Below are 12,227 nucleotides of genomic sequence, written 5' to 3'. Positions count from 1 at the left end.
GGCTCTTTTTCCCCCGGGCCCTGGTGCCCCGGGGCCCCCCCGGGGGGGGGCCGCGGTGGTACACCCCCCCTTGCCCCCGGGGGGGGGGGGGGCCCGCCCCCCCCCGCCCCACCGCCGAGTACATCCGCAGCGCGTGCCGCGACTCGCGTTTGGCCAGGTAGACGATGTGCGTGCCGTCGAGCCTGCCGAGATGCACGGCCTCGCCGGTCTCCTCGGCAAGGGTGTCGAGGACCGGCCCGGCCAGGCTCGCCACGTCGTCGCCCGCCAGGTAGGCGGTGCCGGTGAGCAGGGCTTTGAGACCGAGGCTGTAGCGCGTGCCGGAGGGATCGACGTCCACCCAGCGCCGCCCGTGCATGGTGCGCAGGACCGCGTGCAGGCTGCTTTTGGGCACGGCCATCGCGCTCGCCATCTCGGCGAGCGAGAGACGGGCGCCGTCCTGCCCGAGCAGTTCCAGAACCTCCAGCACCCGGGCCGCCGACTTGACCTCGTCACCCTTGCGTTCCCGCGCGGTATCCGTCACCGATTCCACTGCCCCTCCGCTTGCCACCCAGATGCCGACTGGACCTTCACCCGACACCTAATCCCACCCTGCGTCTTGACGCTATATCAAGGCGAGCCTAAGTTCAGTCACTCCAACGCCATTCGGCCTTCTGAACGGTCGACCCTAGGTAGGGGCTCATGCGTATATCAGCTTCCCGTACGGTCAAGTACGTCGCCACCGCCGTGGCCGCCACCCTGTCGCTCACCTCGCTGACAGCCTGCGGCGGCAGCGGCTCCGGAGGATCGGACTCCAAGAGCCTGGAGATGTGGACCTTCAAGCAGTCCCACGTCCAGGCGCTGCGCAACGCCGCCAAGGAGTTCAAGAAGGAGACCGGGATCTCCGTGAGCGTCGAGGCGTTCACGCCCGAAGAGGCATACATGACCAAGGTGCAGAGCGCCGCGAAGACCGGCGACCTGCCCGATGTCCTGGAGGTGCACTCCGACGGCGAGGACCGTGTGCTCGGCGCGTCCGGCATCGCCGCGGACCTCAAGGACGACTACAAGGGCGCCTGGCTCGACCGGATCCAGTCCTCCGTGCACGACTCCGGCCTCGTCACCCCCGAGCGCTACGAGAAGTCGCGCAGTTCGAAGTCCACGGACAACGGCATCGAGAAGGGCGCGCGGTACAGCGTCCCGCTGACCATCGGCACGTTCGGCATCGTCTACGCCAACAAGCAGAAGCTGGCCGATGCCGGGATCAAGGAGGCCCCGAAGACGTGGGAGGACCTGCTCGCCGCCCTCAAGGCGACGACGGCGAAGGACCCCAGGAACGGCGGCCTGACCACCGGTCTGAAGGCCAGAGGACCCGGCCTGAACTGGATCCTCCAGCCGCTCGCCTTCGCGCAGTTGGGCAAGGAGGGTTACGACAACCTCTTCGGCAAGGACAGGAGTTCCGACTTCGGTTCGCCGAACGGCGTCAAGGCGCTCTCCCTGTACGACCAGCTGACCCCGTACTGGACGCCCGGCACCCAGTCCCTCGACGTCGACCAGGCGGACCAGACCTTCGCCCAGGGCAAGGCCGCGTTCGACGTCGGCGGCACGTTCACGCTCGCCTTCCTCCAGCAGAACGGCATGAAGCCGGACGACGTCTACGCCTTCGGTCTGCCCGCCCCCAAGAACGGCGCGGTCACCGACCTGTCGCTCGCGCCGATGGCCCTGACCGGTATGACGCTCAACTCGGCGAGCAAGCAGCCGGAGAACGCCAAGAAATGGATGGAGTTCCTCTCCGAGAAGCAGGTCGCGGCCCAGTTCGCGACCGACGCCACCGACCTGCCCGCCACCGACCTCGGCGCCGACTCCGCGAAGGCGCTCGGCCCGACGCTCGACTCCATGTTCCAGACCTTCAAGGGCACGCCTGAGACCACCTACGACGCCAACCTCAACCAGGACATCCAGGCCCCCGGTTACGAGCAGAACGACGTCGGCGACATCCTCGCCGACCTGACCCCGCTCAAGCGCGCCTCCGTCGAGGACACCGCGCGCAAGATCAGCGAGCTGAACCAGTCGTACTGGAAGGCAGCCGGCCAGTGACGGTCCAGCCCACACTCCCCGCGAGAGTGGCGAAGGGCCGCGCCGCGGCTCCCGGGAACGCACCCCGGCGGCGCAGGGATCGCAGGTACGAGGCGCTCACGGGCTATCTGTTCGTCGCGCCGGCCGTCGTCCTGTTCCTGGTGATGGGCCTTTACACCGTCGGCTACGGCTTCGTCCTGTCCTTCGCCAAATGGAACGGCTTCGCCCCGAACTGGGAATGGGTCGGCCTCGGCAACTACAAGGACCTGCTGTGGCACGACCCCGTGTACGCGCCACGGCTGCGGCAGGCCGCCGTCAACACCTTCTGGGTGATGCTGGCGGCTCCCGCCCTGACGGTCATCGCGTCCTTCCCGCTCGCGGTCCTGCTCAACCAGGTCAAGCGGTTCCAGAGCGTGCTGCGCTCGGTGTACTTCCTGCCGTACGTCACCAGCGGCGTCGCGGTGTTCTTCGCCTGGCAGTACATCCTGCAGCCGGACGGCGCCATCAACAGCCTGCTCAGCGGCCTGGGTCTGGGCTCGCTTCAGCAGCCGCAGGGATGGCTGGGCAACCCCTCCACGGCCATGCCCACCATGATCGTCGTCCTCGTGTGGGGACACGTGCCCGTGGCGATGCTGCTGTACCTGACCGGGTTGCAGGGCATCGACCGCAGTGTGCTGGAGGCCGCCGAACTGGACGGCGCCGGCTGGTGGCGGACCAATGCGTCCGTGGTGTGGCCGCTGGTCCGGCCGATCACGGCGATCGTCGTGCTGCTGAATCTGCGCGAGGCGCTCCAGGGGTTCCAGACCTTCCTCGTGATGACCAACGGAGGGCCGGGCGACCACACCAACGTGCTGGGTCTTGAGGCGTACCGCCTGGCCTTCCTGAAGAACCTCTCCCCCACCCTGGGCCTGGCCAGCGCCCTGGGCTGGCTGCTGTTCGCGGTCGCCCTCGTCCTCGCCCTGATCAACCTGCGAGCGCTGCGGAGCAAGACATGACATCGATATCGACGGCCCGTCCCCGTGCGGGCCGCCCCGCCCTGCGACCGCCGTCCGGCCGGGCCCTGGCCCGGGTCGTCGTGGGCCTGCTGCTCGCCCTGTACGCGCTGGTCAGCCTGTACCCGTTCCTGTGGATGGTGTCGGCGGCTTTCAAGGACCAGGTCGAGGTGATCAGCGGTGGGCATCTGATCCCGCACCACCCCACGTTCCAGACGCTGATCGACACCTGGAACGAACTGCACTTCTTCGACTTCTTCGTCAACAGCCTCCTCGTGACGCTGTACACGGTCGTGCTGACGGTGGCGTTCTACTCCGCCGCCGGATACGCCTTCGCGGTACTGCGTTTCCCGGGGCGCGGCGCGCTGCAGAAGCTGTTCGTCTCGCTGCTGTTCGTCCCGGGCATCACGGTGATGCTGCCGATCGTGCTCCTGGAGAACAAGATGGGCATCCTCGGCACGCACTGGGGGCTCGTGCTGCCCTTCGTGAACGGGGGTGCGCCGCTCTCGATCCTGTTGATGACGGGTGCGTTCACCGCGGTGCCCGGGGAGCTGCGGGACTCGGCCCGGGTCGACGGCGCCGGCGAGCTGCGGATCTTCGCATTCGTCTATCTACCGCTCGTGCGCCCCGCGTTGATCACCGTCGCGCTGCTGACGGCGATTCCCACGTGGAACGAGTTCCTGCTGACCCGGGTGTCCCTCAACGACCCGTCCACCTACACCCTGCCGATCGGTCTGCAGTCGCTCTCCTCGGAGAACGTGCCGCACTACAACAACCTGATGGCCGGTGCCCTCATCGTCGTGGTCCCCGTCATCCTCCTCTTCCTGTGCCTCCAGAAGTACTTCGTCAACGGCCTGGTGGGGGCGGTGAAGGGCTGATGCGTGTCCTCGTCACCGGTGCCGCGGGGCACATCGGGGGATTCACGACCCGTGAACTGGCCGCCGCGGGACATGAGTTGACCCTCACGGACCGCGTGCCGTTCGACGCCCCGGCCACCGCACAGGTGCTCGTCGGCGACCTTCAGGACGCCGAGCTGGTGCGCAAGGCGGTGGCCGGCGCGGACGCCGTCGTCCACCTCGGGGCGATCCCCCACCCCAACGCCGGCGACCCCAGCACCCTGTTCGCCACCAACTGCCTCACCGCACACCGGGTGCTGGACGAGGCCGGACGGGCGGGCGCGCACCGGATCGTGGCGGCGTCCAGCCTCGCGGCAGTCGGGCTCGCCTGGTCGCCGGTGCCCGTCTCACCGCAGTACGTGCCCCTCGACGAGGACCACCCGCTCCTCGTTCGCGACCCGTACGGCCTGTCCAAGGTGGTCCTGGAGGAGACGGCCCGCAGCACCCGTCTGCGGTGGGGCACGGACATCGTGTGCCTGCGGTTCCCCTTCACCGGGACCGGGCAGCGGCTCGCGCAGCAGTTGGCCGAGGTCGCCGCCGATCCGGGCGCCCACCGGCACGACCTGTGGGGCTGGCTGGACACCCGGGACGCCGCGGCCGTGATCCGCCGTGCCGTGGAGGCCGACATCACCGGCTGCCACGTCCTCAATGTCGCGGCGCCCGACACCTCCTCCCCGCTGCCCACCTCCGAGCTGCTCCAGCGACACCACCCGGGCGTACCGGCGTTCGCGCCGCTGCCCGGCCGCGCGTCCCTGATCGACACGAAGACCTGCGCGGATCTGCTCGGTTTCACCCCGCGCCACTCCCGTCCCTCCGACCAAGGAGATCGACCCGGATGACCGCACATCACAGACACCTGTCCCGGCGCGGCTTCATCGCCGCCGGCGCCGCGGCGACGGCCGCCGTCGCGGCCGGCACCGGCACCGCGTCGGCCGCCGGCCCGAGCAAGGTGTCCCCGCGCGCACACATCTTCTACTACCCGTGGTACGGCTCGCCCCAGGTGTACGGGCAGTGGCGCCACTGGCAGCAGGGCGCGCTGACCCCGCCCGACGAGATCAGCTCCAACTACTACCCGCTGCTCGGCGCCTACGACTCCGGTGACCGCCGGGGAGCCGTCGCCCGGCACATGCGCTGGCTGCGGCAGGCGGGCACCGGTGTCCTGGTCAGCAGCTGGTGGGGGCAGGGCAGTTACGAGGACCGGATGGCGCCCGTGGTCCTGGACGCCGCGGCCGCCGCGGGTCTCCAGGTGGCCTGGCACATCGAGCCGTACCAGGGGCGCGACGCCACGTCGGTCGTCTCCGACATCCGCTATCTCACCGAGCGGTACGGCGACCACCCGGCGTTCCACCGCGCCGCGGACCACGGGAACCGCTGCGCCTATTACGTCTTCAACAGTCTGCTGACCGTGGACTGGTCTCCGCTGCACGAGGTCGAGGACCGGGCGATCGTGATGGCCCAGACCTGGGACCTCACCCGGATCGGCGACTTCGGCGGTGTGTACACGTACGACGCGATCGCCACGGCCAACAAGCCGGACTGGACGCAGGTCGCTGCGTTCTGCGCGGAGCGGGGCATGGTGTGGGCGCCTTCGCTCGGCCCGGGCTACCTCGACGACCGGGCCGTCCCCGGGAACACGACGCCCACCCTGGACCGCGCGCAGGGGCGGACCTATGACCTGGAGTGGGAGTACGCCCTGGCCAGCGGGCACGAGGACGCCGTGCCGGACTGGGTGAGCATCACCTCGTTCAACGAGTGGCACGAGGGCACCCAGATCGAGCCGGCCACGGCCGACGCCCCCGGTTCCCTCGACTATCTCTCGTACGAGGGTGCCTACGGCCGCAAGGGCGTCCACGCGCAGACGGCCTACCTGGACCGCACGGCGTACTGGGTCGCCCGTTTCGAGGCCGCCCGCGCACGGCGGCGCGGCTGACGGCGCTCCGGCACGGCGGGGACCCGCACAGAGCGGGCCCCCGCCACGCCGATCAGGACACCGGCGGGCCGGACCAGTCCCGCCGGCCCGGCCATCGGCCGGTTATGGATAGCTTCTGAGGTTCGCGACGTTGCTGCCGGAGTTGGACGGGCCTCCGGTGTTGTTGATGACGTGGCTGATGGTGCCCGTACCGCCGAGGGAGACCGTCACCATGCTGGTGAAGCGCACGTTCGCGTTGTTCGGTGCCTCGATGGCGTGTGCCGCGGTCACGCTCGGGTTGACGTTGAAGTAGCAGTAGCTGCCGAGGCCGTACGCCTGGTGGCTGGTGACGGAGTCGGCCACCTTGTAGGCGGCGTAGCCCTGGGTGGAGCCGTTCATCCAGGCCGCCTGGTTGGGCGGGTCGTAGGGCATCTCGTTCTGGAAGAAGTAGGTCCGGCCGCCGTTGCCGTTCCAGACGGTCTGGTACTTCTGGAAGTGTTCGACGAACAGGCCGTACATCGTGACGTCGTCGCCGTTGACGACTATTCCGGTGTCCCCGGTGTTGGTGTTCCAGCCGACGCCGCTGCCGTGGTCGGCGCGCCAGATCCACATGTGGTCGCCGATGACGTTGTCGCTGTTGACGACGAGGCTGGTGGTCGCCTTGCCGACGCCCGCGCCGCCGACGCGGAAGTACACGTCGTGCAGGGAGGTCGGGTTCGCCGCGTGCGAGGCCGAGGAGCCGGCCGGGCCGATCTCGACCAGCGTGGAGGAGTTGGTGGTGCCCGCGTCGAAGAGGACACCGGCGATCTTCACGCCGTCGACGTCCGCGACCTTCATCGCAGTGACGCCGTTGTCGGGCACGAACGTGGCGAGACCGAGGCCGAGCACGACCGTGTCGGGGCGGGTCACGTTCAGAGTCTGGTCGAGGTGGTAGACACCCGGGGTGACCAGGAGGTTCTTGCCCGCGGCCAGGGCGGTGTTGATCTGCGCGGCGGTGGAGCCCTGCTTCACGACGTAGAAGGAGTCCAGGGACAGCGAACTGCCCGCCGGACTTCCGCTCGCCCAGCTGGTCGCGGTGGAGTTGGTGCGCAGCGCCGGGACGAACACCTGGTAGTTGCCGGACGCGTCCACGTACAGGAAGGGCTTCTCCCGGGTGACCGGGCTCTGCGCGACCGTCGTGTACGGCGGGCTGGGGAAGCTGGTGGCGGGCACGCCCTGGCTGCCGACGAAGACCATGTTCCAGTTGGACCCGGTCCAGCTGCCCAGCTGCGAGTTGCGGGTCAGCCACTGCTGCTGGCTGCCCGAGTTGACCTGGCCGTCGATCTTGCTGTCGGCGAGGTAGCCGCCGCTGGACCAGCCGCCGTCGTCCAGCGCGAGGTTGCCGCGCAGGTGCATCCGGCGGTACGACGCCGCCTGCGAGACCGCCCAGCGGTCGCTGCCGCCGGTCGGGTTGACGGACAGGTTCTCGGTGCCACGCCAGAAGTTCTGGGTGGCGTTGCCCTGGAACCAGTCGGCCTCGGCGTGCACCGCGCCGTTGACGGTCACCGCGTCGGGCGTCAGGCCGAGTCCGAGCACCTGGGTGTAGAAGCCGACGTTGACGTCGGCGCTGTAGGTGCCCGGCTTGAACATGACGGCGTAGCGCTGGGAGCCGAACTGGTTGGTCTGCTGTTGCTGGAAGATCGAGTTCAGCCGGCTCTGGATGGTGGCGGACGACATGGACGGGTCGAAGACGACCACGTTCGGACCGAGGTCCACACCGTCCGAGGGCGGAGCTGTCACGGGGGCCACCTGGAAGCGCTGGGCGGCGGTGCCGTTGCAGGTGTACTGCACGTACTGCACGCTGTCGGCGGTCGAGGCACCCGGATCGTCCAGGCACTTGCCGCTGCCCCGGTTGACGAAGTGGTAGGCGCCGCCGCCCTCGTCGACCGGGAGCCACTGCTGGTTGGCGCCGCCGCCGTAGGTCCACAGCTGGATCGGGGCGTTGTCGGCCGTGGACACGTCGGTCACGTCCACGCTCTGGGCGGCGTCGTTGCGGTTGTTGATGCGGACGTAGCCGTCGCTGGTCGCGGTGAAACTCCACTGCTGGGCGGTGGAGCCGTTGCAGGTGTACTGCTGCACCGCCGTGCCGTTGGCGGTGCCGGCGGCCCTGGCGTCGAGACACTTGCCGCCGGCCGCGTTCACGACGGTGGCCCAGTCGGTGGGCAGGGCGGCGGCCGCGGAGGCCGCGGCCGACCCAGTGGTCGCCGCGGACCCGGTGGTCGCCGCGCTCGACGGAGCGACCGAGAGGAAGGACGCGGCCGCCACTGTGACCAGGCTTGCGGCCAGGGGTCTGGTGGCGGAGCGCGGAAGTCGGAACACGTATCCTCCTTGCCGAACAGGTCGGCCGATGGTGGGGGCTTCTGTCAGCCGGTGTAGGCGGCGAAGACGCGTGTGTAGTCCCAGGCGGACTGGCTGACGCCGGAGCAGCTGTCGGCGGGGCCGCCGGTGCACGGGCGGTCCCGGTTGGCGGACCAGAAGGTCAGGCGGGCCAGGTGGTGCTGCTGCGCGTAGGCGAGGATGGTACGGAAGTCGGCCACCGTCACCGTCTCGTTGTTGTCGGTGATGCCGTTCATCGAGGAGATGCCCATGTCTCGGTACGCCTGGTCGTCGGTGTAGCCGTAGGCGTTCTTCAGCGCGTTCTTGAGACCTTCGGCGGCCTGCACGGTGAGGTTGCCCATGTTCTGGCCGGCGCCGCCGAAGTCGAAGGGCATGATGGCCCAGCCGTCGGTGGTCAGGCCGGAGGAGGCGGCCCGGTTGATCAGGCTGGTGTCGGGGCCGCTCTGTCCGGTGCCGATGGTGATGTACACCTTCAGGCCCGGGTTGTTGGCCTTCACGGTCTTCAGCGCGTCGACCGTGCGCTGCTGGACGGTCGGGTTGCTGTAGGCGTCGGCCTCGATGTCGATGTCGATGGCCTTCAGACCGTAGGCGTTGATCACCTTCTGGTAGGCGGCGGCGAGTTCTCCCGCGCTGGAGCAGGAACTCTCCAGCTTGTTGCCGCTGTAGCCGCCGAAGGAGGGAATGATGTCGCCGCCGTTCGCGCGCACGGTGTTGACGGTCTGCTGGTCGACTCCGCCGGTCAGCGGCCGGCCGCCGTCCCACTGGGGGTTGCAGTAACCGTTGCTGAGGACAAAGGCGAGCGTGAACCACTTGACGCCGGTGGCGTTGGTGATCGTGGTCGGGCTGGGCGGGCTGCCCCAGCCGTTGTAGAGGTACGGCGCCACGGCCATGGGGGCGGCCGTCGGGGGGGTGCCGCCGCCGTCGGCGGCGGGTGCGGTCCACTTCTGGTTGGCGGCACCGGTGCAGGACCAGATCTGGGCGCGGGCACCGTTGGCCGACGAGTTGTCGGTGACGTCCAGGCACTTGTCGGCCTGCGGGTTGACGATGTCGTGCGCGGCGGTGACGGTCCACTTCTGGTTCGCGCCGCCGCCGCAGGACCACAGCTGTGCCTTGGCTCCGTTGGCGGTCGAATTGCCGGTGACGTCCAGGCACTTGCCGAGGGCGCGGATGGTGCCGTCGGAGCCGACCGTCCACTGTTGGGCGGCGGTGCCGTTGCAGTCGTAGAGCTGGACGGCCGTGCCGTCGGCCGAACTGGCGCCGGCGACGTCGAGGCACTTGCCCCCGAGGCCGGTGATGGTGCCGGTGGCGGCCTGGGCGGGGGCGGCCGTCAGGAGGCCGGCGGAGAGGGTGAGAGCGGCGAGGGACACGATCGCGGGCAGTGGTCTGGCCATTGGGGGTTTGGCCTTTCACGCGAAGATGGCGGAGCGCGGTCCCAACACCCCTGCGACTCAAGGGCGTTGAGCGCATTCCGTGGACTTTGTTTAAGGCGTGAAGCTAAAGGTCCGGACCAGCATCGTCAAGAGGTGAAGCGCGACCGGGCCCACAATCGCCCGAATCCGCAATGAGTTGAACACCAGAGGGGAGCGCGTGCGGGGACCTGGCGTGAGACGTGCCTTGCGGAGGGCGTCGGCCACCGGGCGTCGTTCAGGGCACCCGCCGGCTCCTTCGGACCGCTCACGTCTCTGCCGGAGGGTTTGGGCCCGTCGGTCTGGGCCCGTCGGTCTGGGCTTGTTGCCGGGTTCGGTCTGCCCGCACCACGACAGCGAACCGGGCCGCCGTTCCTCGTGCCGGACGGCCGTGGCCACCGGTGTGCTTCCCGCGGGGTGGGCGGGCGTCGGAGGACGGTGTCGGTGTCCTCTTCACGGTCGGTGAGACCCGGCGGCTGTCGGGAGAAGTGTGTCAGCCGGTCGCCACGACCGTGCCGCAGTCGCTCACCTCCCCGAAGCCGTAGAGCGCGACGACGGAGGGGTCGCCGCACAGGTACGGCGTCGGCCCGACGAACGCTCCACTGATGTCGCTGTGTCCGAGGCGCGCGGTCTCGACGACCACGTATGCCTGCCGGGTGTGCGGGAACCGTGTGTTGAACGTGCCCGCCGAGCTGATCGGTTCCATGCCGTCCAGCGGCAGCAGCACGGCGTCGCCGTGGGTGTCCGGCTCCACCCGGTTCACCTGGGCGAGATAGCCGGAGAGGGCGAACGGCATGATGTCGCGCTGGGCCGGTGAGGCCGGTCCCGTCGTTCTCCTGGGCGGAGTTGGAGACACAGGCGCCCACGCCGCTCTCGCCCAGGCCCAGTGTGGACAGCCACCAGCTACGTGTGCCGGAGCCGAGCTGCGGCAGCTTCGGGTTCAGCGCGACGCCGTTCACCGTGACGCCGTTCACCCGGGTGGTCTGACAGGAGATCTACCGGAGTTCGGTCACCGCGAAGGACCGGCCGCCGAGCGGGCTGTCACCACGGACCGCCGCGGTCACTCCGTCCACCGCGAACAGGATCCGGCTCAGGCCGTTCCGGGAGGTGCCGAGGGGCCCCACGGCGCCTCGCGCCGCCCGGTGACGGCAGGCCCGGACCTCAGTGGGAGGGGAGGGCGTCGGCTACGTCGGGCCACGGGGTGCGGGCGGCCACCAGGGCACGGAGCGCGCGCAGCGGCTTGGTCATGTTGACCCCCACGGCCGCGCAGACCTGTCCTTTCGCACCGTACAGCGCGGTGAACCGGCGTTCGGCCAGGCCGCCGTCCACCACGCGGAACTCGTCGGCGCCCCTGGTCTGTCCATGGATCTGGATCTTCAGGTCGTACTGGTCCGACCAGACGTAGGGCACGGTGGTGAACGCGGTGGCCGCGCCAGGGCCCGCGAGGATGTTGCGGGCCACGGCGAGTCCCTGCTCACCCGCGTTGGTACGGTGCTCGACGCGCAGCCGCCGCCCGGTCGCCCCGTCCGGCCATGAGGCGACGTCACCGGCGGCCCAGACGCCGTTGCCGGCGTACAGCGTGGCGTCGCACTCCACACCGTCACCGGTCGGCAGCCCGCTGTCCGCGAGCCACTCCACGTTGGGACGCGCCCCGATGCCGACCAGCAGGGCGTCGGCGTCGAGCGTCCGGCCGTCGGCGAGCCGTACCCCGGTGGCCCGGCCGTCCCGTGCCAGCACCCCTTCGACCACGGAACCGGTCGCGATCCGCACCCCGCGCTCGGCGTGCACCTCGGCGAGCATGCCGCCGACTTCCGTGCCCAGGGCGGTGCCCATGGGTACCGCGGTGTCGGTGACCAGGGTGACCTCGCAGCCCGCCTGCCTGGCCACCGCGGCCACCTCGGCGCCGATGAAGCCGCCGCCCACGACGACCAGTCGTCGGCCGACGCCCAGGGCGGCACGCAGGTCCAGGGCGTCCCGCAGCGTGCGCAGCACGTGCACGCCCTCGCACGCCCCGGCACCCGGCAGGCGGCGCGCGCGGACTCCGGTGGCCACGACCGCCTGGTCGTAGCCGACCCGCTCACCGCCGGCCAGCACGACCTGGCGCCGCCCGGTGTCCAGTGCCACCGCCCGCTGCCCGAGCCGCAGGTCCAGGTCGAGCGCCGAAAGCGCCTCGGGCGGGCGCAGCCGGAGCCGTTCGGGTTCCCAGGCTCCGGAGAGCACCTGCTTGGACAGCGGCGGACGGTCGTAGGGAACGTCGGCCTCCTCACCGATGAGCGTCAGCCGGCCGGTGAAGCCCCGCCTGCGCAGCCCTTCCACGGTGGCCAGTCCGGCGGCCGAGGCACCGACGACGACCACCTGCGCGGGTCCGGTCATCTCACACCTCCCTGTCGGACGCCGAACGGCCGGCGATCCGCTCCGGCCTGCGCGTCCGGCCGCGCGCGAGCCCGGTCCGGTCAGCTCCGCGTCGCTCCGTGCGCTCGGCGTCGATCGACATGTGTGCTCCTTCGACTGGGGACGGTACGGCCGTGGTCGCCGGCTCGCCGGTCGCTCCGGGACGTCGGTCGTACCGGGACGCCGTTCTTTGGTTCACCGGTCGTAC

General features: G+C 70.1%; 10 protein-coding genes and 1 pseudogene. 6 read left to right on the top strand and 5 right to left on the bottom strand.

Annotated features, from left to right (window positions below):
• Window positions 1–520: IclR family transcriptional regulator (locus tag ACFC09_RS07115; protein WP_376524602.1), on the bottom strand; the 520-nt coding region annotated here is incomplete at its 3' end.
• Between the two features lie 158 nt (window positions 521–678).
• Between ACFC09_RS07115 and ACFC09_RS07110 the strand changes: the two genes are divergently transcribed.
• The 5 genes from ACFC09_RS07110 to ACFC09_RS07090 are packed head-to-tail and all read left to right on the top strand — an operon-like array spanning window position 679 to window position 5,867.
• The gene (locus ACFC09_RS07110) at window positions 679–2,070 is read left to right on the top strand and encodes an ABC transporter substrate-binding protein (protein ID WP_376524600.1); all 1,392 of its coding nucleotides are present in this window, start codon (window positions 679–681) and stop codon (window positions 2,068–2,070) included.
• A 26-nt stretch (window positions 2,071–2,096) separates the two neighbouring features.
• A complete protein-coding gene (locus ACFC09_RS07105) occupies window positions 2,097–3,044 on the top strand; it encodes a carbohydrate ABC transporter permease (protein WP_376524599.1) in 948 nt (315 codons plus the stop codon).
• Window positions 3,041–3,919 (top strand): carbohydrate ABC transporter permease, encoded by an 879-nt coding sequence (locus ACFC09_RS07100; RefSeq protein ID WP_376524597.1) that lies wholly within the window; start codon window positions 3,041–3,043, stop codon window positions 3,917–3,919. Before ACFC09_RS07105 ends, ACFC09_RS07100 begins: the two co-directional genes overlap by 4 nt.
• Entirely contained in the window at window positions 3,919–4,776 is an 858-nt protein-coding gene (locus ACFC09_RS07095; RefSeq protein WP_376524595.1) for an NAD-dependent epimerase/dehydratase family protein, read from the top strand. The genes ACFC09_RS07100 and ACFC09_RS07095 overlap by 1 nt, the downstream gene beginning before the upstream one ends.
• Complete coding sequence (locus tag ACFC09_RS07090) at window positions 4,773–5,867, top strand: glycoside hydrolase family 99 protein (protein ID WP_376524593.1); 1,095 nt, start codon at window positions 4,773–4,775, stop codon at window positions 5,865–5,867. The genes ACFC09_RS07095 and ACFC09_RS07090 overlap by 4 nt, the downstream gene beginning before the upstream one ends.
• 102 nt (window positions 5,868–5,969) lie before the next feature.
• Here ACFC09_RS07090 and ACFC09_RS07085 read toward each other — a convergent pair whose 3' ends face one another.
• A complete protein-coding gene (locus tag ACFC09_RS07085; RefSeq protein ID WP_376524731.1) occupies window positions 5,970–8,171 on the bottom strand; it encodes an RICIN domain-containing protein in 2,202 nt (733 codons plus the stop codon).
• 77 nt (window positions 8,172–8,248) lie between these two features.
• Entirely contained in the window at window positions 8,249–9,613 is a 1,365-nt protein-coding gene (locus ACFC09_RS07080) for an RICIN domain-containing protein (RefSeq protein WP_376524592.1), read from the bottom strand.
• Between the two features lie 322 nt (window positions 9,614–9,935).
• On the opposite strand from ACFC09_RS07080, the pseudogene ACFC09_RS07075 reads away from it, so the two are divergent.
• Window positions 9,936–10,092, top strand: a pseudogene (locus ACFC09_RS07075) (peptidase E); the annotation flags it as partial.
• Window positions 10,093–10,121: 29 nt separating this feature from the next.
• Here ACFC09_RS07075 and ACFC09_RS07070 read toward each other — a convergent pair.
• The gene (locus tag ACFC09_RS07070; protein WP_376524590.1) at window positions 10,122–10,424 is read right to left on the bottom strand and encodes a hypothetical protein; all 303 of its coding nucleotides are present in this window, start codon (window positions 10,422–10,424) and stop codon (window positions 10,122–10,124) included.
• A gap of 365 nt (window positions 10,425–10,789) precedes the next feature.
• The gene (locus tag ACFC09_RS07065) at window positions 10,790–12,001 is read right to left on the bottom strand and encodes an NAD(P)/FAD-dependent oxidoreductase (protein ID WP_376524589.1); all 1,212 of its coding nucleotides are present in this window, start codon (window positions 11,999–12,001) and stop codon (window positions 10,790–10,792) included.
• Between the last annotated feature and the right edge of the window lie 226 nt (window positions 12,002–12,227).

The sequence above is a fragment of the Streptomyces sp. NPDC056161 genome, assembly GCF_042268025.1.
Lineage (GTDB): Bacteria > Actinomycetota > Actinomycetes > Streptomycetales > Streptomycetaceae > Streptomyces.
Note: the sequence above shows the minus strand (reverse complement) of the source record. Positions and strands in the feature narration are given on the sequence as shown.

Bases quoted from the DNA above. Each gene is read 5' to 3' on its own strand.
- ACFC09_RS07110 (WP_376524600.1), top strand. From the start codon at position 679: ATGCGTATATCAGCTTCCCGTACGGTCAAGTACGTCGCCACCGCCGTG.
- ACFC09_RS07100 (WP_376524597.1), top strand. From the start codon at position 3,041: ATGACATCGATATCGACGGCCCGTCCCCGTGCGGGCCGCCCCGCCCTG.
- ACFC09_RS07095 (WP_376524595.1), top strand. From the start codon at position 3,919: ATGCGTGTCCTCGTCACCGGTGCCGCGGGGCACATCGGGGGATTCACG.
- ACFC09_RS07090 (WP_376524593.1), top strand. From the start codon at position 4,773: ATGACCGCACATCACAGACACCTGTCCCGGCGCGGCTTCATCGCCGCC.
- ACFC09_RS07080 (WP_376524592.1), bottom strand. From the start codon at position 9,613: ATGGCCAGACCACTGCCCGCGATCGTGTCCCTCGCCGCTCTCACCCTC.
- ACFC09_RS07070 (WP_376524590.1), bottom strand. From the start codon at position 10,424: ATGCCGTTCGCCCTCTCCGGCTATCTCGCCCAGGTGAACCGGGTGGAG.
- ACFC09_RS07065 (WP_376524589.1), bottom strand. From the start codon at position 12,001: ATGACCGGACCCGCGCAGGTGGTCGTCGTCGGTGCCTCGGCCGCCGGA.